We start from the raw sequence: 19,547 nt of genomic DNA on the forward strand, positions 1-19,547 counted from the left end.
TGACAGGCCATTGTTCTACCCGTAGAACGATGAGAACGGTTTTGGCTGACTAGTGCTAAATACATGGCGAATTTATGATCAGTCCATGAACAACCTGATTTCGGAGACCACCATGAAAAACCTCATCGGTATCTACACCAGCCCTCGCGGCCATTGGGTCGGCGATGGGTTTCCGGTGCGTACCCTGTTTTCCTACGACAACCTGGGCCAGCACATCAGCCCGTTCCTGCTGCTCGATCACGCAGGGCCTGCGCAGTTCACCCCGACCACCGAACGACGTGGGGTCGGTCAGCATCCGCACCGCGGGTTTGAGACCGTGACCATCGTCTACGACGGTGAAGTGGAGCACCGCGACTCCACGGGCAGCGGCGGCAAGATCGGCCCGGGCGACGTGCAGTGGATGACCGCTGCTTCAGGGATCCTGCACGAGGAGTTTCATTCCTCAGATTTCGCCAGAACGGGTGGCAACCTGGAAATGGTGCAGCTTTGGGTCAACCTGCCGGCCAAAGACAAGATGGCTGAACCGGGTTACCAGACGATTCTTGATAGCGACATCCCGAACGTTGCGCTCCGGGACGGTGCCGGCAACCTGCGCCTGATCGCGGGTGAGTTCGACGGTCACAAGGGGCCTTCCCGGACCTTCACACCCATCGACGTCTGGGACCTGCGCCTCAATGCCGGCAAGTTGCTGACGCTTGATCTGCACGAGGGCCGGAACACCGCGCTGGTGGTCCTGCGTGGCTCGGTCCGGATCAATGATCAGGAGTCGGCGGGAGCAGGACAGTTGGCGTTGTTCGAGCGTGATGGCGACCAATTGACTCTGGCAGCCAGCGAGGATGCTGTGGTGTTGCTGCTCAGTGGCGAGCCGATCGATGAACCGATTGTCGGTCATGGTCCGTTCGTGATGAACACCGAGCAGGAAATTCACCAGGCCTTTGTCGACTTTCAGTCGGGTCGTTTCGGTCGCATGCCGGCCTGATCCGGGTTTCACTTGTTGCCGTGGGAGACGCTCTGCTCCCACGGTTTTTTCAGTACCTGCCAAATAGCACTCATCGCGCCAAATCAATTGCTCCTACACTAAGCCCAATCTGTGCGATCTTCTCGCGACTGGCCCCTGTCGGAGTTGTTTGATGCTGTCTCTGCTCACCGATCATCCGTTGTTTTGCGCGTTGATCCTGATCCTGCTCGACCTTGGTCTGTGGCGCCTGATCAGTTCCCACGGCAGCGCGTGGAAACTGCTGGTGCGGGTGCTGATTTTCAGCCTGTTCAGCGTGCTGCTGTTCAACGAAGGCCTCAATCCGATGGAGCCGGCGCCGTGGGCCGACAACGTGCCGTTGCATCTGGCGGCGACCGGGTTGCAGATCGGCTGGTGGCTGTTTGGTGCACGGACCCTGACGGTGTTGATCGGGGCGGTGATGATGCAGCGGGTCGGCCACACCGGACGGCTGTTGCAGGATCTGCTCGGCGCGGTGATTTTCCTGATCGCCATCATTGCCGCGCTGGCCTATGTGCTGGATCTGCCGGTCAAAGGCGTGCTGGCCACGTCCGGGGCCTTGGCGATCATCGTCGGTCTGGCGTTGCAGAGCACATTGAGTGACGTGTTTTCCGGCATCGTCCTGAACACCACCAAGCCCTACCAACTCGATGACTGGATCTCCATCGACGGCACGGAAGGGCGGGTGACCGACATCGACTGGCGCGCCACACGCCTGCAAACCTCCCAGGGAAGCATGGCGGTGATTCCCAACTCGTTGGCGGCCAAGGCCAAGATCATCAACTTCAGCCGTCCGAGCAACATGTTCGGTGTTGCGGTCAGCGTGCAGGTCAGCCCCCATGCTCGGCCGAATTCGGTGATCGATGCACTGGAGCGGGCGATGCAGGGCTGTCGCCCGTTGCTGGACAACCCGGCGCCAAGCGTAGCGTTGAAGAGCTCGAGCAGTGCCGGCGCGGAGTACGAAATCAGCGGCTTCGTGGCTTCGATGAGCGAGAAGCGTGCGGTGCGCAATCAGTTGTTCGATCTGGCTTACCGACACTTGCAGGCGTCCGGGGTCAATCTGTTGTCGAGTGATGAACCTGCCGCCCCGGCCCATCTCTCGCGGCCACGGGCGCTGCTCGACAGCTCGCCGATCTTCTCGACCCTGCGTCAGGAAGAAAAAGAGACCTTCAGCCAGAACATGACCCTGCAAACTTTCCGTGCCGGCGAGATCATACTGGAGGGCGGCGAGGTCAGTGACCATCTGTTCATCATCGAGTCCGGTGTGGTCTCGGTGACTTTGAACCGGCATGGCGTTCCGTTCGAATCAGGGCGCATGGGGCCGGGGGAAGTGATCGGCGAGGCAGGGATTCTTTCCGATACTTCGTTGCCGGCCGACTTTTCCGCCAAGACGTTCTGCGCCCTGTATCGCATCGAGAAGTCGTATCTCAAGCCTTGCCTGGATGCCCGTCACGACATCAACGATGCGATGAAGGCGCTGCTCGATTTCCGCCTGCTCAAGGCGCAGGCGCTGACTCAGGAAACGCCGGTAGCCGCACCGAAAAGAGGCTTCCTGCAGTGGCTGCGCCATCGCGCCTGAGACGGTTCAGCGGCGTTCGTATCCGGCGAGTTTCTGTTCGAGGTTCTGGCGCACCTGCGCGTCGCGGGGGCCTGATGTCACAGTTTTTATCGGTCAATGGCAGGAACACGGACGATGAAAAAAATGCGGATTGCCACGTTCAACGTCAACGGCCTGCGTGCCCGTCTGCCGAATCTTCTGGAGTGGCTCAGGCGCGAGCAGCCGGACATCGTCTGTTTGCAGGAGCTCAAAATGGTGGACGGCGCGTTTCCAGCCACGGATCTGGAGGCCGCTGGTTATGGCGCCATCTGGCATGGCCAGGCCTCATGGAACGGCGTGGCGATTCTTGCCCGCGATGCGCAACCGCTGGAGAGTCGTCGCGGTCTGCCGGGTGATCCTGACGATAAACACAGCCGGTACCTCGAAGCGGCGGTGCACGGGGTGTTGGTGGGGTGTCTGTACCTGCCCAACGGCAATCCGCAACCGGGGCCGAAGTTCGACTACAAACTGGCCTGGTTCGAGCGTCTGATCAAATATGCCCGGGATCTGCAAAGCAGCGATCACCCGGTGGTGCTGGCCGGCGATTACAACGTGGTGCCTACCGATCTGGATATCTACAACACCCGTTCGTGGCTCAAGGATGCGTTGTTGCAACCGGAGAGCCGCGAGTGCTATCAGCGCCTGCTGGATCAGGGCTGGACGGATTCGTTGCGGCACCTGTATCCCGAAGATCGGCTGTACACGTTCTGGGATTATTTCCGTCAGCACTGGCAGAAGAATTCCGGGCTGCGGATCGACCATTTGCTGCTCAATCCGGCGTTGAGCCCTTATCTGCACGAGGCCGGTGTGGATGCCTGGGTACGTAACGAACCGCATGCCAGCGACCACGCGCCGACATGGATTCGTATCGATTCGCGTAAAAGACGCTAGCCGGTGATTGGTTAATTCAATTGTCGATTCGATGCCCGGATCCCGTATACATGGCGACCATCGGCGCAGCGATCCGCGTCTTCATGCATAAGGACTGAGCAATGAGCGAGCCACGCCTGGCGAATCTGAAACAGTATCTGCAACGGCTGGGGTTCGACACGCCCCCGGCACCGACCCTTGAAACCCTGCGGCTGTTGCAGTTGCGTCATACCGGCGCCTTTCCTTTCGAGAATCTGTCGACCCTCTCGGGCGAGCCCGTGCTGATCGATCTGGTGTCGATCCAGCGCAAGGTCTTGAACGATGCCCGTGGCGGTTACTGCTACGAACTCAACAATCTGTTTCTGGCCTTGTTGCTGGAACTGGGGTTCGAGGCGCGGGGCATCAGTGGCCGTGTGGTCATGAATCAGCCCGAAGGCAGCTGGACGGCACGGACTCACCGTTTGAGTCTGGTGACCCTCGACGGCGTGCGTTACATCACCGACGTGGGTTTTGGCGGCATGGTCCCGACCGCGCCGCTGATTCTGGATACCGAAGCCGAGCAGTCCACACCCCACGAGCCGTATCGCATCGAAGTGCAGGCCGATGGCTACATGTTGCGGGCCAGGGTCGCCGGCGAATGGCGGCCGATGTACCTGTTCGACCTGCAACGCCAGGAAGACATCGATTACACCCTCGGCAACTGGTACGTATCGACTCACCCGGACTCGCCATTTGCCCAGCGTCTGATGGTCGCGCGTACCGGCGACGGCTGGCGGCGCACGTTGAACAACGGCAGTTTTGCCATCCATCGCATCGGTATGGAGAGCGAGCGGCGTGAGGTGACGGATGTCGATGAGCTGATCGAATTGCTGGAACGGGAATTCGGCCTGCGCTTGCCGCACCAGCCTGGTGCGCGGGAGGCGCTGGCGCGCTTGATTCAGCCAACCTGAAACCTATGGTTTTGCTTCCGGCTCCAGTACCCGCCGGATTTCATTCACGGCCGCTGACAGTTTTTTCTCAAGGCTCTTGAGGTCGGTGGCGGTGATGCCTTTCTTGAATTGCCCGCCGGCATGCTCGACTTCATCGGCTGCACCCCGGCTGTCGAGCAGTGCATGGCGAAGGGTGTTGTTGATTACCGTCTGATAGCCATAGCCCTCGCTTTCAGCGACCTCGCGCGCGGCTTCGATGACCGCGTCATCGAGCATGATGGTGATGCGGGTCTTGCCCTTGTTGGGCGCCAATGCGCCGCGTTTGCCCTGAGAGAAGTCGTACTCGTCTTTCATAGGTCAGCCTCCAGAAAATATTCGCGACGTTCACTCGGTGTAGCGACACGTGCGGAAATGATTCGAACGAAATTCGGTTCGCGGTAACTGTACGCAACCACCAACAAACGTCCTTTGCCGTCGTTGCCGAGTGTGATCCAGCGTTGCTCGTCATGGTCGTTGTCTTCAATGGTCAGTGCTCGGTCGTCGTAGAAGACCGGTTCGGCCTCGGCGAGGCTGATCCCTCTGTGCTTGAGTTTGTTGGCAGCATTCTTGCTTTTGTCGAACTGAATCTTGAATGACTTCATTATGCATACTTTATATGTATAAAAAAGGGTGCGACCGCGCCGTCGGTCGCCGTGAACACTTCAGCCTAGGCGGATAAAACGTGAACTCGATTGGGGATGTGTTGCCGGATTTGTGGGTGATGAAAGCAGCGGGATAGAAGGTTGAGTGGCTGGCTAACCATTATGTGACTGACAAGTTGTATACAAGTATATGGACATTTGTCCCGACTCTTGAATACAGTGTGTGCATAACAAAAACCAGGGAACTCCCCCCATCATGAAAACGCCCCATGTTTCACACCAACGGCCCGAGGACGAGAATCTCGGGGTCGGCGCGAATATGGCTTACGGCCTGCAACACGTTCTGACCATGTATGGCGGTATCGTCGCGGTGCCACTGATCATCGGTCAGGCTGCCGGGTTGTCGCCGGCGGACATTGGTCTGTTGATTGCTGCTTCATTGTTTGCGGGGGGGCTGGCCACGTTGCTGCAAACCCTGGGTCTACCGTTTTTCGGCTGTCAGTTGCCGCTGGTGCAGGGCGTGTCGTTCTCTGGCGTTGCCACCATGGTGGCGATTGTCAGCAGTGGCGGGGAGGGCGGCTTCCAGTCGGTGCTCGGCGCGGTGATTGCCGCGTCGTTGATCGGTTTGCTGATCACGCCGGTGTTCTCGCGAATCACCAAGTTCTTCCCGCCGCTGGTCACCGGCATCGTGATCACCACCATCGGCCTGACGCTGATGCCGGTGGCCGCACGCTGGGCCATGGGCGGCAATAGCCATGCCCCTGACTTCGGCAGCATGCAGAACATTGGTCTGGCGGCGGTCACGCTGGTGCTGGTGTTGCTGCTGAGCAAGGTCGGCAGCTCCACCATCTCGCGTCTGTCGATCCTGTTGGCCATGGTGATCGGCACGGTGCTGGCGGTGTTCCTCGGCATGGCGGACTTCTCCAGCGTCACTCAAGGGCCGATGTTCGGCTTCCCGACACCGTTCCATTTCGGCATGCCGACCTTCCACTTCGCTGCGATTCTGTCGATGTGCATCGTGGTCATGGTGACCCTGGTGGAAACCTCGGCGGACATCCTGGCGGTCGGTGAAATCATCGACACCAAGGTCGACTCCAAACGTCTGGGCAACGGCCTGCGGGCGGACATGCTGTCGAGCATGTTTGCACCGATCTTCGGCTCGTTCACCCAAAGCGCCTTTGCCCAGAACGTCGGTCTGGTGGCGGTGACCGGGATCAAGAGCCGCTATGTGGTGGCCACCGGCGGCATCTTCCTGGTGATCCTCGGCCTGCTGCCGTTCATGGGCCGGGTCATTGCGGCTGTGCCGACTTCGGTACTCGGCGGCGCTGGCATCGTGCTGTTCGGCACCGTGGCGGCGAGTGGTATCCGCACGCTGTCCAAGGTCGATTACCGCAACAATGTCAACCTGATCATCGTCGCCACCTCGATCGGTTTCGGCATGATCCCGATTGCCGCGCCGAACTTCTACGATCACTTCCCGAGCTGGTTCGCGACCATTTTCCATTCGGGCATCAGCTCTTCGGCGATCATGGCGATCCTGCTGAACCTGGCGTTCAACCACTTTACGGCGGGTAACTCGGATCAGCAGTCGGTGTTCGCGGCGGCAGAAGAGCGGACCCTGCGTTATCGCGATCTGGCAGCGCTGCGTGAAGGCGACTACTTCAGCGACGGCAAGCTGCATGACTGCGACGGCAATGAAGTGCCGGTGATCGATCCGGATGCGGATCACGGTCACGGCGCGCCGAAGGCACATGCCAAGAGCAGCGAGCACGTCTGACCGTTGTAGTTGAATGAAAAGGGCCGATCAGTTGCGAAACTGATCGGCCCTTTTTATGGCGCTGACTTTTTCAATGCCCACAAAAAAGCCCCTGAATCTTTCGATTCAGGGGCTCTGTATTTGGCTCCACAACCTGGACTCGAACCAGGGACCCAGTGATTAACAGTCACTTGCTCTACCAACTGAGCTATTGCGGAATTGGTGCGTATGTTACTGATTTAAAAAGACTAGTCAAGCGCGAGATGTAAATTTGTTGGAAAGGTCAGGACGGGCGGCGGTTTATCGGCGATTGGCGGTTACCAGAACCGTAGCAGAGGTCTACCATGGCCGCCCGGAAGTGGTCACATGCGCTGCCGGCCATTCGCCGAAAAGGTATGCGCCATGAATAGTCCCATCCTCACCCATTGTCCTGTCGAGGTGTTCGCATGAGCACCGCACAAATCAGCCTGCCCAAAGGCGTTGGCCTTCACGCGGAAAAGCTTTTCGACGCGATCGTTCAGGCCGCTACGGCTGAAGAGCTGAATCGCGCAGGCGGCAAGGCCGAAGGTTTTGTTCTCGGCCTGGAAAGCACCAAGGCTATCAAGAGCCAGGTCGCCGAATCGCTTTACGTCGTTTATGACGATGCGGCGACTCAGCGTGCAACGGAACTGGCTTAACCGCCGAACGTGAAGGTGCCGAGCATCAGTTTGGCGTACAGCATCGTTGCGCCCAGTTGTACCAGCCACAGCGCCAGCCCACCGAGAAACACCCCGGCCGCGACTTGCAGCACCAGGTTGTTGCCGCGCTTGGCCGGGACGCGGGGGATGAAGTCATCCAGATCATCACGGTCGGCGCGCAGGTCATCGTTTTTCATGTTGGTTCTCTGAAATATCGTCTGTGTGCAGTCTAGAGGGTGTTGCGGCTTTTCTTCAGACAAATAAAAACGGGAAGCCCGAAAGCTTCCCGTTTTCAGTGCCGCGTCAGATCAGATGACCTGAACGATAGCGTCCGTCACGACTTCGATGTTGCTCTGGTTCAGCGCGGCCACGCAGATGCGGCCGGTGTCCAGGGCGTAGATGCCGAACTCGTTGCGCAGGCGGTGAACCTGCTCGGTGGTCAGGCCGGAGTAGGAGAACATGCCACGCTGACGACCGACGAAGCTGAAGTCGCGCTGCGGGGCTTTTTTCCCCAGCAGAGCAACCATCTGCTCGCGCATGCCGCGAATGCGCAGGCGCATTTCGGCCAGTTCGGCTTCCCACTGGGCACGCAGTTCCGGGCTGTTCAATACAGCGGCCACAACGCTTGCACCGTGAGTCGGCGGGTTGGAGTAGTTGGTGCGGATCACGCGTTTGACCTGCGACAGTACGCGGGCGCTTTCTTCTTTCGATTCGCTGACGATCGACAGTGCACCGACGCGCTCGCCATACAGCGAGAACGACTTGGAGAACGAGCTCGACACGAAGAAGGTCAGGCCCGACTCGGCGAACAGACGCACGGCAGCGGCGTCTTCGGCGATACCGTCACCGAAACCCTGATAGGCCATGTCGAGGAACGGTACGTGACCTTTGGCCTTGATCGCTTCCAGGACGTTGTTCCAGTCCGCCGGGCTCAGGTCGACGCCGGTCGGGTTGTGGCAGCAGGCGTGCAGCACGACGATCGAGCCGTTCGGCAGGGCGTTGAGGTCCTCCAGCAGGCCGGCACGGTTCACGTCGTGGGTGGCGGCGTCGTAGTAGCGGTAGTTCTGCACCGGGAAACCGGCGGTTTCGAACAGGGCGCGGTGGTTTTCCCAGCTTGGGTCGCTGATCGCCACAACGGCATTGGGCAGCAGTTGCTTGAGGAAGTCGGCACCGATTTTCAGTGCGCCGGTCCCGCCGACGGCCTGAGTGGTGACAACGCGGCCAGCAGCCAGCAACGGCGAATCATTGCCGAACAGCAGCTTTTGCACGGCCTGGTCGTAGGCCGCAATGCCGTCGATCGGCAGGTAGCCGCGCGAGGCGTGCTGAGCGGCGCGAATGGTTTCGGCTTCAATGACGGCGCGCAGGAGTGGAATTCGCCCCTCTTCGTTGCAGTACACACCCACCCCGAGGTTGACCTTGTTGGTCCGGGTATCGGCGTTGAATGCTTCGTTGAGGCCCAGGATTGGATCGCGGGGTGCCATTTCGACAGCGGAGAACAGGCTCATTTTTACGGCAGCTCTATTGGAGAGTGGAGGGACGTGTGGCGCTCCAGCCGAATGCACTAGAGCGGTGCACAAACGGGGAGCTAGTATAGAGGCCATCATCGATCAATGGCGACAGGCGATTCGGCTTTTAAGGTAAGTTTTTCCGATTATTTCTCGACCGTTAGTCGAATGGGCTTGTCGGAGACTTTACCGGGTGTAGGACGTTTGCCTTGAAAGGTGAGGCAATCGGCTCCACATTCAGCACAATCTTCGTTTTTCCTTGCGCGACATCGGTCGTTAGCGGTCTTTCTCGTGGTGCGGCGATTGGTCGCCAGCGTCGCGATTCCAGAGGTGTTTATGTCTGAATTCCAGCTCGTCACCCGATTCGACCCAGCCGGCGATCAGCCTGAAGCCATTCGCCAGATGGTCGAGGGCATCGAAGCCGGACTGGCGCACCAGACCCTGCTCGGTGTGACCGGGTCGGGCAAGACCTTCAGCATCGCCAACGTGATCGCCCAGGTGCAGCGCCCGACCCTGGTGCTGGCACCGAACAAGACCCTGGCCGCGCAGTTGTATGGCGAGTTCAAGTCGTTCTTTCCGAATAACGCCGTCGAATACTTCGTTTCCTACTACGACTACTACCAGCCCGAAGCCTATGTGCCGTCATCCGACACCTTCATCGAGAAGGATGCGTCGATCAACGACCACATCGAGCAGATGCGTCTGTCGGCGACCAAGGCATTGCTGGAGCGCAAGGACGCAATCATCGTCACCACGGTGTCGTGCATCTACGGTCTGGGCAGCCCGGAAACCTATCTGAAAATGGTGTTGCACGTCGATCGCGGCGACAAGCTCGATCAGCGCGCGCTGGTTCGGCGCCTGGCCGACCTGCAATACACCCGCAACGACATGGATTTCGCCCGTGCGACCTTCCGTGTGCGCGGTGATGTGATCGACATCTACCCGGCGGAATCCGACCTCGAAGCGATCCGCATCGAGCTGTTCGATGATGAGGTGGAGAGCATTTCCGCGTTCGACCCGCTGACCGGCGAGGTCATCCGCAAGCTGCCGCGCTTCACCTTCTACCCCAAAAGCCACTACGTGACGCCCCGGGAAACCCTGCTCGACGCCATCGAGGGGATCAAGGTCGAGCTGCAGGAACGTCTGGAATACCTGCGCAGCAACAACAAGCTGGTCGAGGCTCAGCGTCTGGAGCAGCGCACCCGGTTCGACCTGGAGATGATCCTCGAACTCGGCTACTGCAACGGCATCGAAAACTACTCGCGCTACCTGTCCGGACGTCCGGCCGGCGCGGCGCCGCCGACGCTCTACGATTACCTGCCGGCCGACGCCTTGCTGGTGATCGACGAATCCCACGTCAGCGTGCCGCAGGTCGGCGCGATGTATAAGGGCGACCGTTCGCGTAAAGAGACGCTGGTGGAATACGGTTTCCGTCTGCCATCGGCGCTGGACAACCGGCCGATGCGTTTCGACGAGTGGGAAGGGGTGAGCCCGCAGACGATTTTCGTCTCGGCCACGCCCGGCAACTACGAAGCCGAGCACGCCGGGCGGGTGATCGAACAGGTTGTGCGCCCGACGGGGCTGGTCGACCCGCAAGTCGAAGTGCGCCCGGCACTGACCCAGGTCGACGATTTGCTTTCGGAAATCACCAAGCGTGTGGCGGTGGAGGAGCGGGTGCTGGTCACCACGCTGACCAAGCGCATGGCCGAAGACCTGACCGATTACCTGGCCGATCACGGCGTGCGTGTGCGTTATCTGCACTCGGACATCGACACCGTCGAGCGGGTCGAAATCATCCGCGACCTGCGCCTCGGCACCTTTGACGTGCTGGTGGGGATCAACCTGCTGCGTGAAGGCCTGGACATGCCGGAAGTGTCGCTGGTGGCGATTCTCGATGCGGACAAGGAAGGCTTTCTGCGTTCCGAACGCTCATTGATCCAGACCATCGGCCGTGCGGCACGTAACCTCAATGGCCGGGCGATTCTCTACGCGGATCGCATTACCGGTTCGATGGAGCGCGCCATCGGCGAAACCGAACGCCGTCGTGACAAACAGATCGCCTTCAACCTGGCCAACGGCATCACACCGAAGGGCGTGTTCAAGGACGTCGCCGACATCATGGAAGGCGCCACCGTACCCGGTTCGCGCAGCAAGAAGCGCAAAGGCATGGCCAAGGCCGCCGAGGAGAACGCCAAGTACGAAGCCGAACTGCGTTCGCCGAGCGAGATCACCAAGCGCATCCGTCAACTGGAAGAGAAAATGTACCAGTTGGCCCGCGACCTGGAGTTCGAAGCGGCGGCGCAGATGCGCGACGAGATTGCCAAAATGCGCGAGCGGTTGTTGGCCGTCTGACTGATCGTTCCCACGCTCTGTGTGGGAATGCAGCCCTGGACGCTCTGCGTCCGCTCAAGGTTAATGTGCCTCGCCGGCCTTCAGGCCGGCGGGCAGTTTCTTGGTCAGCAAGATCGCCAGCATGCTGATCCCCAGCGCAATCCCGACAAAATGAAACGCATCGTTGTAGGCCATGATCAGCGCCTGCTGATGAACGATCTCGCTCAACTTGCCCAAAGCCGCCGTGTCACTGCCGAACCGATCGGTCATCGACGCCAGGCGTTCGGCCACCTGGGGATTGGTCGGCACCACGGCTTCGCGCAAGTAATCGAAGTAGGTTTTGGTGCGCGCATCCAGCAGGGTGGCGAGCAGGGCGATGCCGATGGCGCCACCGAGGTTGCGCAGGATGTTGAACAGGCTCGACGCCGAGCCCGCGTCCTGCGGCAGGATATAGGCCGTGGCGATCAATGAAATGGTGACCATGATCAGCGGCTGGCCGAGGGCGCGGATGATCTGGATCTGATTGAACTGCGGCCCGGCAAAGTCCGGGTTAAGTACGCCGGATGAGAAGCTCGCCAGACCAAACAGACCGAACCCCAAGGTGCACAGCCATTTCGGCGACACGAATTTCATCAGTTTCGGAACCAGCGGAATCAGAAACAGCTGCGGCACGCCCATCCACATGATCACTTCGCCGATCTGCAAGGCGTTGTAATTCTGGATCTGCGCCAGATACAGCGGCAGCAGATAGATCGAACCGTACAGCCCGACGCCCATGCCCAGGCTGGAAATACTCGACAGCCCGAAGTTGCGATTGCGCAGGATGCCGAGGTTGATCAGCGGGTTGGGCTTGGAAATCTGCACGATCACGAAGGTGATCAGACTCAGCAGGGCGATGCTGCCCAGCGTCACGATCAGGCTCGATTCCAGCCAGTCCTTGCGATGGCCTTCTTCAAGGAAGACCTGCAAACAACCGAGGCCGATGCCCAGCGTGAGAATGCCGGTGTAATCGGTGCTTTTGAGCAGTTCCCAGTGCGCTTCTTTCTTCTCCAGGCCGTACATCAGCCCGGCGATCATGATCAGCCCCGGCGGAATGTTGATGTAGAAGATGTATTCCCAGCCCCAGTTCTCCGTGAGCCAGCCGCCGAGGGTCGGGCCGATGGACGGGGCGAAGGTAGCGGTCATGGCGAACATCGCCATGCCTTTTGCGCGGTGGTGTTCGGGGAGTTTGATCAGGGTCAGGGTGAAGGCCAGCGGAATCAGCGCGCCACCGGTGAAGCCCTGCATGGCGCGGAACACGATCATGCTGTCGAGGCTCCAGGCCATCGAGCACAGCAACGACGAAATCAGAAACCCCAGCGATACCCACACCGCCAGCCGCCGCGCCGAAAGCAACTGCACCAGCCACGCGGTCAGCGGGATCATGATGATTTCCGCCACCAGATAGGAGGTGGAAATCCACGAGCCTTCTTCCAGCGTCGCCGACAGTGCGCCCTGAATGTCCTTGAGCGACGAGTTGGTGATCTGGATATCGAGCACCGCCATGAACGCGCCGAGCATGACGCTCATGACCGCGATCCAGTCCCGCCGGGTCGGTTCGCCGACCGGGCGGATCAGTTGATCACCGGCCATTATCCGGGGCGTCTTTGATATTCACGGTGGCGGTGACCGACATGCCCGGACGGATTTTGCCGTGCAGCGGGTTATCGGCCTTGAAGGTCAGCTTGACCGGAATCCGCTGCACGACCTTGGTGAAGTTGCCGGTGGCGTTGTCCGGCGGCAACAGGCTGAACTGCGCACCGGAAGCTGCGAACAGACTGTCGACCCGTGCTTCGATCGGCGTATCGCCGTAGGCATCGAAGATCAGCTCGGCCTTCTGCCCCGGTTGCATGTGGCCGATCTGGGTTTCCTTGAAGTTGGCCTGCACCCAGATGTCTTCGTCCGGAACGATCGACAGCAGATACGCGCCGGCCTGAACAATCTGCCCATTGCGTGCGGCGCGCTGGCCGACCAGGCCGCTGATCGGTGCGTGGATTTCGCTGCGGGTCAGGTTCAGCTCGGCCTGGGCGAGGTCGGCGCGGGCATTGGCGATCTGCGCATCGAGGCGTTTGATTTCGGCGCTCAGTGCGCTGACCTGCTGGCGCTGGCTCTGCGCATCGGCCTGGGCCTTGGCCACTTGCGAGCGGGCGATGTGGGCGTCGGCGGAGAGGGTGGTGACCCGTTCCTCGGAAACGAAACCGGGTTTGCGCAGTGCTTCTGCGCGGGACAGATCGATCTGCGAGCGGCCCAGTGTCGCTTGCGTGGTTGCCACTTGCGCTTCGCTGGCGGCGATCAGGCTGGCCTGTTGGGTCAGTTTGCTCTGGGCTTGCAGGCGCTCGGCTTCACGGGTGGCGAGGGCGGCGTTGGCGCGATCGACGGCGAGGCGGAAGTCGTCGCCTTCGAGACGCACCAGCAACTGGCCTTTTTCCACGTGCTGGTTGTCCTGCACCAGGACTTCGTCGATGCGTGCGCTCAACTGACTCGACACGCGGGTGATTTCACCCTGGACATAGGCGTTGTCGGTGCTTTCATAAAAGCGTCCCTTGAAAAACCAATGAGCGAAAAAGCCCCCGGCAATCAGCAGGACGAGCAGCAGGAAAATGAACAGGCGACGCTTGAGTTGGGCAGGCATGGGCAAACTGTAGTCGAGGAATTGTAAGAAAAGTTATCAGCGGGCGAATCTGGCATACAGCCGATGAGCGGTAAATGCCGTCTGTTGATATTTGGCCATTCATCACGGCCTACGGGCGTTGCAGACGCAAAATTGGCTTAAATGCCCTGCCCGCTGGAGCGGGGCGGGTGTCGCCTGTTACCATTCGCCGCTTGATTGTTCTTTGCTTTTCATTCTTTTCGAGACATGCCATGACCACCGTCCGCACTCGCATCGCGCCATCGCCTACCGGGGATCCTCACGTAGGTACCGCTTACATCGCACTGTTCAACTACTGCTTTGCCAAGCAGCACGGCGGTGAGTTCATCCTGCGGATCGAAGACACCGATCAGTTGCGTTCGACCCGCGAGTCCGAACAGCAGATCTTCGACGCCCTGCGCTGGCTGGGTATCGACTGGAGCGAAGGTCCGGACGTCGGCGGCCCGCACGGCCCGTACCGTCAGAGCGAGCGCGGTGACATCTACCAGAAGTACTGCCAGCAACTGGTCGACATGGGCCACGCCTTCCCGTGCTTCTGCACCGCCGAAGAGCTGGATCAGATGCGTGCCGAGCAAATGGCTCGCGGCGAAACCCCGCGTTACGACGGTCGGGCACTGTTGCTGTCCAAGGAAGAGGTCGCGCGTCGCCTGGCTGCCGGCGAACCCCATGTGATCCGCATGAAGGTGCCGACCGAAGGCGTCTGCGTGGTGCCGGACATGCTGCGCGGCGACGTCGAGATCCCGTGGGATCGCATGGACATGCAAGTACTGATGAAAACCGACGGCTTGCCGACGTACTTCCTGGCCAACGTGGTCGACGACCACCTGATGGGCATCACCCACGTCCTGCGTGGTGAAGAATGGCTGCCGTCGGCGCCGAAACTGATCCTGCTCTACGAATACTTCGGCTGGGAACAACCGGAGCTGTGCTACATGCCGCTGCTGCGTAACCCGGACAAGAGCAAGCTGTCCAAGCGCAAGAACCCGACCTCGGTGACGTTCTACGAGCGCATGGGCTTCATGCCTGAAGCGATGCTCAACTACTTGGGACGCATGGGCTGGTCGATGCCGGACGAGCGCGAGAAGTTCTCGCTGCAGGAAATGGTCGACAATTTCGACCTCAAGCGTGTGTCGCTGGGCGGGCCGATCTTCGATATCGAGAAACTGTCGTGGCTCAACGGCCAGTGGCTGCGTGATCTGCCGGTGGAAGAGTTTGCCGCTCGTGTGCAGAAGTGGGCGTTCAACTCCGAATACATGATGAAGATCGCGCCGCATGTTCAGGGCCGCGTCGAAACCTTCAGCCAGGTTGCACCGCTGGCCGGGTTCTTCTTTGCCGGTGGCGTGAATCCGGATGCCAAGCTGTTCGAGTCGAAAAAACTTTCGGGCGATCAGGTTCGTCAACTGATGCAACTGATCCTGTGGAAGCTGGAAAGCCTGCGTCAGTGGGAGAAGGACAGCATCACCGCAACGATTCAGGCGGTGGTCGAATCCCTTGAGCTCAAGCTGCGTGATGCGATGCCGCTGATGTTTGCCGCGATCACAGGGCAGGCGAGTTCGGTGTCGGTGCTCGATGCGATGGAAATCCTCGGGCCGGACCTGACCCGTTTCCGTCTGCGCCAGGCGATTGACCTGCTGGGCGGCGTGTCGAAGAAAGAAAACAAAGAGTGGGAAAAGCTGTTGGGCGCTATCGCCTGATTGCGTTTGACTCTGCAGGACGCGCCGAAGGCCAGGATCTTTTGATCCCGTCCTTCGGCGTTTTCCCCGAATTTACGGGGGGAGGGCGGTAAGTGATTGTAATGCCGACAAAAAATTTTGAAATTTTTCAAAAATAAGTTTGACAGCCTTTCGATACGCCCTTAAGATTCGCCCCGTCCTCAGCGATGACATCAACGATGAGGGGCTATAGCTCAGCTGGGAGAGCGCTTGCATGGCATGCAAGAGGTCGACGGTTCGATCCCGTCTAGCTCCACCAATTTACACTTCGAAGCCTGGCCACACCGGCTTCGAAGCGATCAACACTCAGCGTTGATCAGTTGTATAGAAGGGTTTGCGTCCCCTTCGTCTAGTGGCCTAGGACACCGCCCTTTCACGGCGGTAACAGGGGTTCGAGTCCCCTAGGGGACGCCAGTTTTACAGAAGCGATGTTGCAAAATGTCGCTCCGCCGCGAGGCGAAAAATCCGGGGCTATAGCTCAGCTGGGAGAGCGCCTGCATGGCATGCAGGAGGTCAGCGGTTCGATCCCGCTTAGCTCCACCAATTTACACTTCAAGGTCTGGCCACACCGGCCTTGAAGCGATCAGCACTCAGCACTGATCAGTTGTATAGAAGGTTTGTGTCCCCTTCGTCTAGTGGCCTAGGACACCGCCCTTTCACGGCGGTAACAGGGGTTCGAGTCCCCTAGGGGACGCCACGATTACCCGCTCTGCGGGATTTATAAGGGTCATTCAATTATTGAATGGCCCTTTTGTTTGTCTGGCGTTTGGCCAAATCTCCTTTTTCCTTAAACTGTGCTTCAGACCAGCGGTCATATTTTCGACTTGCAGAATATTATTATGAGAATAATATTCTAATCGTAATATTCGGAGGCAACGATGAACGACAAAAAAGCTCAAACCCGCGAACGCATTCTCAAGGCTGCCAGCGCCGCGCTGATCCAGCGTGGCCCGGCCGAGCCGAGCGTGGGTGAAGTGATGGGGGCGGCCGGTCTGACTGTCGGTGGCTTCTATGCGCACTTCGAAAGCAAGGACGCCATGATGCTTGAGGCGTTCAAGCAATTGCTTGGTCGTCGTCGCGACCTGATTGCCGACATGGACAGCGAGCTGACCGGTGAAGAACGCCGCGCTCTGGTGGCGGCGTTCTACCTGTCGCGCAAACATCGTGATTCCAGCGATTCGGCCTGCCCGATCCCGGCGTCTATCGGTGAGCTGGGGCGGCTACCGGAGGCATTTCGCATAGCACTGAACGAACACTTGGAACTGATGATCGCGCAGTTGGCTTCAAGCCCTGAAGACACCGACAAAGCATTGGCCGACGTGGCCCTGATGGTAGGTGGCCTGGCGCTCGCAAGGGCGTTGGGCCCTGGGGATTTATCCGATCGATTGCTGCGCGCTGCCAAGTCGGCGGTGCGTTGACCTGAAGGCTACAAGCCCGGGGAGAGAGCGATGAGCACGTTGAAGTGGGTTCGCGGCGTTAATGGCACCTTGGGCTGGTTCGCACCGAAACTGGTGGCGAGCAAAATGCGGTTGGCGTTCATGACGCCCCGCGCGAATAAACCGCGGGACTGGGAATTGCCGCTGCTGGCCAAATCCGAACGCATCACCTTGCGCTTCGGTCTTTCGGCCCTGCGTTGGGGGCAAGGCCCGACCGTCTTGCTGATGCACGGCTGGGAAGGGCGGCCTACCCAGTTTGCCGCGTTGATCACGGCGCTGGTCGAAGCGGGCTACACCGTGGTCGCGCTTGATGGCCCGGCCCACGGTCGCTCGCCGGGGCGTGAAGCCAACGTGGTGCTGTTCGCCCGGGCGATGCTCGAAGCCGCCGCCGAATTGCCTCCGTTGCAGGCTGTCATCGGTCACTCCATGGGCGGCGCCAGCGCCATGCTCGCGGTGCAACTGGGGCTGCGCACCGAAACCCTGGTCAGCATTGCCGCGCCGGCCCGAATTCTGGGCGTGTTGCGCGGATTTGCCCGCTACGTCGGCATGCCGCCCAGAGCGCGTTCTGCTTTCATCCGCCAGGTCGAACAGGACGTCGGCATGCGCGCCGCGACCCTCGACGTCGCCCACTATCAATTGGATATGCCGGGGCTGATCGTGCATGCCGAAGACGACACCTTCGTTTCGGTCAAGGAATCCCGATTGATCCACGAATCCTGGTTCGACAGCCGACTGCTGCGTCTGGAATCCGGCGGCCATCAGCGTGTACTGGCCGACCCTCGGGTGATTGATGGCGTGTTATCACTGCTCGCCGGGCGCAGCCTTCAGGCGCGGCAATCGGCGTAGTCATCCGTTACACTGCCTCGGTTGAATCATTTGACCGGGAGTAGGGCATGGGCTGGGATCGGGCAACGCCGTTTACCATTGATCTGCAAGTAGGCGCCGAGGACATCGACGGGCTGGGGCACGCGAACAACGCGGTGTACGTCTCCTGGCTTGAACGTTGCGCCTGGCGCCACTCGCAGCGGCTGGGCCTGGATCTGGTCGAGTACCGTCGCCTGGATCGGGCGATGGCGGTGGTACGGCACGAAATCGATTATCTGGCCGCCGCCTACGAAGGTGACGAACTGCAATTGGCGACCTGGATCGTCGATTGGGATCAGCGCCTGAAAATGACCCGTCACTTCCAGTTGATCCGCCCCAGCGACAACACCACGCTGCTGCGCGCCCAGACCACGTTTGTCTGCATCGAGCTGTCCACCGGCAAGCCCAAGCGCATGCCCGCCGAGTTCATTGAAGGTTACGGTCCGGCCATCCGGACAGCGGACATGGGTTTAACCCGCGAAACCCAGTAAACTGCCGCACGTTTTTCCTTGAGTGTGTGTTTCCATGCAAATTGCTCTGGCGCCGATGGAAGGGTTGGTCGACGACATCCTGCGCGATGTCCTGACCCGTGTCGGCGGTATTGACTGGTGCGTGACCGAGTTCATCCGCGTCAACGACCAGTTGCTGACCCCGGCCTATTTCCACAAGTTCGGCCCTGAACTGCTCAACGGTGCCCGTACCGCATCCGGCGTACCGCTGCGCGTGCAACTGCTGGGGTCGGATCCGGTGTGCTTGGCGGAAAACGCCGCGCTGGCCTGTGAACTCGGTTCTGAAGTGATCGACCTGAACTTCGGCTGCCCGGCCAAGACCGTCAACAAGTCCCGTGGCGGCGCGGTGCTGCTCAAGGAGCCGGAACTGCTCAACCAGATTGTCGAACACGTCCGTCGTGCCGTGCCCGCACACATTCCTGTCACCGCCAAGATGCGCCTGGGTTTCGACAGCCCTGACGGCTCGCTGGTGTGCGCCACGGCGCTGGCCGAGGGCGGCGCCGAACACATCGTGGTTCACGCCCGGACCAAGGTCGACGGTTACAAGCCGCCAGCGCATTGGGAGTGGATTCCGCGCGTGCAGGACGTGGTCAAGGTGCCGGTGTTCGCCAACGGTGACATCTGGAGCGTTGAAGACTGGCGTCGCTGCCGGGAAATCAGCGGTGTCGAAGACATCATGCTCGGTCGTGGTCTGGTATCGCGCCCGGATCTGGCCAAACAGATTGCTGCCGCCCGTGCCGGCGAGGACGTCGTCGAGATGACCTGGGACGAGTTGCTGCCGCTGATCCAGGACTTCTGGCTGCAAGCCAAAGCGCAAATGACCGCTCGTCAATCACCGGGCCGTTTGAAGCAGTGGCTGGCCATGCTGACCCGTAATTACCCCGAGGCCACCGAGCTGTTTACCGTGCTGCGCCGGGAGACCGAGCCGGATCAAGTCTCGCGTTTACTGGGTTTGCCGGTCGTCGAAGCGGCCTGAAAAAATCTTCAAATACGCTCTTGAAAACAAAACGCAGGTCCCTATTTAAGGGTTACGCGAT

18 protein-coding genes and 5 tRNA genes are annotated in these 19,547 nt (G+C 60.0%); 16 read left to right on the forward strand and 7 right to left on the reverse strand.

What is annotated here, in order from left to right; all coding sequences use genetic code 11:
• Positions 1-112: 112 nt before the first annotated feature.
• The 4 genes from C6Y56_RS09475 (at position 113) to C6Y56_RS09490 (ending at position 4,411) form a co-directional block, all read left to right on the forward strand.
• Positions 113-979 carry a pirin family protein gene (locus C6Y56_RS09475; RefSeq protein WP_169432612.1) on the forward strand — a complete coding sequence of 289 codons (867 nt, stop codon included), beginning with the start codon at positions 113-115 and terminating at the stop codon, positions 977-979.
• A gap of 151 nt (positions 980-1,130) precedes the next feature.
• Positions 1,131-2,573, forward strand: coding sequence for a mechanosensitive ion channel family protein (locus C6Y56_RS09480; RefSeq protein ID WP_169429628.1), 1,443 nt, complete (start codon positions 1,131-1,133; stop codon positions 2,571-2,573).
• Positions 2,574-2,687: 114 nt separating this feature from the next.
• Entirely contained in the window at positions 2,688-3,482 is a 795-nt protein-coding gene (locus C6Y56_RS09485; RefSeq protein WP_169429629.1) for an exodeoxyribonuclease III, read from the forward strand.
• 101 nt (positions 3,483-3,583) lie between these two features.
• Positions 3,584-4,411: an arylamine N-acetyltransferase family protein gene (locus C6Y56_RS09490; RefSeq protein ID WP_169429630.1), complete on the forward strand. Its 828-nt coding sequence runs from the start codon at positions 3,584-3,586 to the stop codon at positions 4,409-4,411.
• Positions 4,412-4,414: 3 nt separating this feature from the next.
• On the opposite strand, the gene C6Y56_RS09495 is transcribed toward C6Y56_RS09490, so the two are convergent.
• Together C6Y56_RS09495 and C6Y56_RS09500 are read right to left on the reverse strand one after the other, a co-directional pair.
• The gene (locus C6Y56_RS09495) at positions 4,415-4,744 is read right to left on the reverse strand and encodes a BrnA antitoxin family protein (protein ID WP_169429631.1); all 330 of its coding nucleotides are present in this window, start codon (positions 4,742-4,744) and stop codon (positions 4,415-4,417) included.
• On the reverse strand, positions 4,741-5,031 hold the full coding sequence (locus C6Y56_RS09500) for a BrnT family toxin (RefSeq protein WP_169429632.1): 291 nt from the start codon (positions 5,029-5,031) through the stop codon (positions 4,741-4,743). Before C6Y56_RS09500 ends, C6Y56_RS09495 begins: the two co-directional genes overlap by 4 nt.
• A gap of 256 nt (positions 5,032-5,287) precedes the next feature.
• On the opposite strand from C6Y56_RS09500, the gene C6Y56_RS09505 reads away from it, so the two are divergent.
• Positions 5,288-6,808: a nucleobase:cation symporter-2 family protein gene (locus C6Y56_RS09505; protein WP_169429633.1), complete on the forward strand. Its 1,521-nt coding sequence runs from the start codon at positions 5,288-5,290 to the stop codon at positions 6,806-6,808.
• 121 nt (positions 6,809-6,929) lie between these two features.
• On the opposite strand, the gene C6Y56_RS09510 is transcribed toward C6Y56_RS09505, so the two are convergent.
• Positions 6,930-7,005, reverse strand: a tRNA-Asn gene (locus C6Y56_RS09510).
• Positions 7,006-7,233: 228 nt separating this feature from the next.
• On the opposite strand from C6Y56_RS09510, the gene C6Y56_RS09515 reads away from it, so the two are divergent.
• Complete coding sequence (locus C6Y56_RS09515; RefSeq protein ID WP_169429634.1) at positions 7,234-7,464, forward strand: hypothetical protein; 231 nt, start codon at positions 7,234-7,236, stop codon at positions 7,462-7,464.
• On the opposite strand, the gene C6Y56_RS09520 is transcribed toward C6Y56_RS09515, so the two are convergent.
• Both C6Y56_RS09520 and C6Y56_RS09525 read right to left on the reverse strand, forming a co-directional pair.
• Positions 7,461-7,661, reverse strand: a complete 201-nt coding sequence (locus C6Y56_RS09520; protein ID WP_169429635.1) for a hypothetical protein — start codon at positions 7,659-7,661, stop codon at positions 7,461-7,463. The two genes, C6Y56_RS09515 and C6Y56_RS09520, sit on opposite strands and share 4 nt — an antisense overlap.
• A gap of 111 nt (positions 7,662-7,772) precedes the next feature.
• Complete coding sequence (locus C6Y56_RS09525; RefSeq protein ID WP_169429636.1) at positions 7,773-8,969, reverse strand: amino acid aminotransferase; 1,197 nt, start codon at positions 8,967-8,969, stop codon at positions 7,773-7,775.
• Between the two features lie 336 nt (positions 8,970-9,305).
• On the opposite strand from C6Y56_RS09525, the gene uvrB reads away from it, so the two are divergent.
• Positions 9,306-11,321: an excinuclease ABC subunit UvrB gene (gene uvrB, locus C6Y56_RS09530; protein ID WP_169429637.1), complete on the forward strand. Its 2,016-nt coding sequence runs from the start codon at positions 9,306-9,308 to the stop codon at positions 11,319-11,321.
• A 60-nt stretch (positions 11,322-11,381) separates the two neighbouring features.
• Here the strand turns inward: uvrB and C6Y56_RS09535 are convergent, their stop codons facing one another.
• Both C6Y56_RS09535 and C6Y56_RS09540 read right to left on the reverse strand, forming a co-directional pair.
• Positions 11,382-12,932, reverse strand: coding sequence for an MDR family MFS transporter (locus C6Y56_RS09535; RefSeq protein ID WP_169429638.1), 1,551 nt, complete (start codon positions 12,930-12,932; stop codon positions 11,382-11,384).
• On the reverse strand, positions 12,922-13,971 hold the full coding sequence (locus tag C6Y56_RS09540; RefSeq protein WP_169429639.1) for an HlyD family secretion protein: 1,050 nt from the start codon (positions 13,969-13,971) through the stop codon (positions 12,922-12,924). Before C6Y56_RS09540 ends, C6Y56_RS09535 begins: the two co-directional genes overlap by 11 nt.
• Positions 13,972-14,201: 230 nt before the next feature.
• On the opposite strand from C6Y56_RS09540, the gene gltX reads away from it, so the two are divergent.
• The 9 genes from gltX to C6Y56_RS09585 all read left to right on the forward strand — a co-directional run bounded on the left by gltX (position 14,202) and on the right by C6Y56_RS09585 (position 19,486).
• Positions 14,202-15,683 carry a glutamate--tRNA ligase gene (gene gltX, locus C6Y56_RS09545; protein ID WP_085711989.1) on the forward strand — a complete coding sequence of 494 codons (1,482 nt, stop codon included), beginning with the start codon at positions 14,202-14,204 and terminating at the stop codon, positions 15,681-15,683.
• A 201-nt stretch (positions 15,684-15,884) separates the two neighbouring features.
• Positions 15,885-15,960: transfer RNA gene (locus C6Y56_RS09550), tRNA-Ala, on the forward strand.
• A 79-nt stretch (positions 15,961-16,039) separates the two neighbouring features.
• Positions 16,040-16,115: transfer RNA gene (locus C6Y56_RS09555), tRNA-Glu, on the forward strand.
• A 53-nt stretch (positions 16,116-16,168) separates the two neighbouring features.
• A tRNA-Ala gene (locus C6Y56_RS09560) sits at positions 16,169-16,244 on the forward strand.
• 78 nt (positions 16,245-16,322) lie between these two features.
• Positions 16,323-16,398, forward strand: a tRNA-Glu gene (locus tag C6Y56_RS09565).
• Between the two features lie 181 nt (positions 16,399-16,579).
• Entirely contained in the window at positions 16,580-17,119 is a 540-nt protein-coding gene (locus C6Y56_RS09570) for a TetR/AcrR family transcriptional regulator (RefSeq protein WP_169429640.1), read from the forward strand.
• Between the two features lie 30 nt (positions 17,120-17,149).
• Positions 17,150-17,983 carry an alpha/beta fold hydrolase gene (locus C6Y56_RS09575; RefSeq protein WP_169429641.1) on the forward strand — a complete coding sequence of 278 codons (834 nt, stop codon included), beginning with the start codon at positions 17,150-17,152 and terminating at the stop codon, positions 17,981-17,983.
• A gap of 47 nt (positions 17,984-18,030) precedes the next feature.
• Complete coding sequence (locus tag C6Y56_RS09580; protein WP_169429642.1) at positions 18,031-18,492, forward strand: acyl-CoA thioesterase; 462 nt, start codon at positions 18,031-18,033, stop codon at positions 18,490-18,492.
• Between the two features lie 34 nt (positions 18,493-18,526).
• The gene (locus tag C6Y56_RS09585; RefSeq protein ID WP_169429643.1) at positions 18,527-19,486 is read left to right on the forward strand and encodes a tRNA dihydrouridine synthase; all 960 of its coding nucleotides are present in this window, start codon (positions 18,527-18,529) and stop codon (positions 19,484-19,486) included.
• Positions 19,487-19,547 lie beyond the last annotated feature (61 nt).

The organism is Pseudomonas fluorescens (assembly GCF_012974785.1).
GTDB lineage: Bacteria > Pseudomonadota > Gammaproteobacteria > Pseudomonadales > Pseudomonadaceae > Aquipseudomonas > Aquipseudomonas fluorescens_BT.

Bases quoted from the DNA above. Each gene is read 5' to 3' on its own strand.
- C6Y56_RS09475 (WP_169432612.1), top strand. From the start codon at position 113: ATGAAAAACCTCATCGGTATCTACACCAGCCCTCGCGGCCATTGGGTC.
- C6Y56_RS09480 (WP_169429628.1), top strand. From the start codon at position 1,131: ATGCTGTCTCTGCTCACCGATCATCCGTTGTTTTGCGCGTTGATCCTG.
- C6Y56_RS09485 (WP_169429629.1), top strand. From the start codon at position 2,688: ATGAAAAAAATGCGGATTGCCACGTTCAACGTCAACGGCCTGCGTGCC.
- C6Y56_RS09490 (WP_169429630.1), top strand. From the start codon at position 3,584: ATGAGCGAGCCACGCCTGGCGAATCTGAAACAGTATCTGCAACGGCTG.
- C6Y56_RS09495 (WP_169429631.1), bottom strand. From the start codon at position 4,744: ATGAAAGACGAGTACGACTTCTCTCAGGGCAAACGCGGCGCATTGGCG.
- C6Y56_RS09500 (WP_169429632.1), bottom strand. From the start codon at position 5,031: ATGAAGTCATTCAAGATTCAGTTCGACAAAAGCAAGAATGCTGCCAAC.
- C6Y56_RS09505 (WP_169429633.1), top strand. From the start codon at position 5,288: ATGAAAACGCCCCATGTTTCACACCAACGGCCCGAGGACGAGAATCTC.
- C6Y56_RS09515 (WP_169429634.1), top strand. From the start codon at position 7,234: ATGAGCACCGCACAAATCAGCCTGCCCAAAGGCGTTGGCCTTCACGCG.
- C6Y56_RS09520 (WP_169429635.1), bottom strand. From the start codon at position 7,661: ATGAAAAACGATGACCTGCGCGCCGACCGTGATGATCTGGATGACTTC.
- C6Y56_RS09525 (WP_169429636.1), bottom strand. From the start codon at position 8,969: ATGAGCCTGTTCTCCGCTGTCGAAATGGCACCCCGCGATCCAATCCTG.
- uvrB (WP_169429637.1), top strand. From the start codon at position 9,306: ATGTCTGAATTCCAGCTCGTCACCCGATTCGACCCAGCCGGCGATCAG.
- C6Y56_RS09535 (WP_169429638.1), bottom strand. From the start codon at position 12,932: ATGGCCGGTGATCAACTGATCCGCCCGGTCGGCGAACCGACCCGGCGG.
- C6Y56_RS09540 (WP_169429639.1), bottom strand. From the start codon at position 13,971: ATGCCTGCCCAACTCAAGCGTCGCCTGTTCATTTTCCTGCTGCTCGTC.
- gltX (WP_085711989.1), top strand. From the start codon at position 14,202: ATGACCACCGTCCGCACTCGCATCGCGCCATCGCCTACCGGGGATCCT.
- C6Y56_RS09570 (WP_169429640.1), top strand. From the start codon at position 16,580: ATGAACGACAAAAAAGCTCAAACCCGCGAACGCATTCTCAAGGCTGCC.
- C6Y56_RS09575 (WP_169429641.1), top strand. From the start codon at position 17,150: ATGAGCACGTTGAAGTGGGTTCGCGGCGTTAATGGCACCTTGGGCTGG.
- C6Y56_RS09580 (WP_169429642.1), top strand. From the start codon at position 18,031: ATGGGCTGGGATCGGGCAACGCCGTTTACCATTGATCTGCAAGTAGGC.
- C6Y56_RS09585 (WP_169429643.1), top strand. From the start codon at position 18,527: ATGCAAATTGCTCTGGCGCCGATGGAAGGGTTGGTCGACGACATCCTG.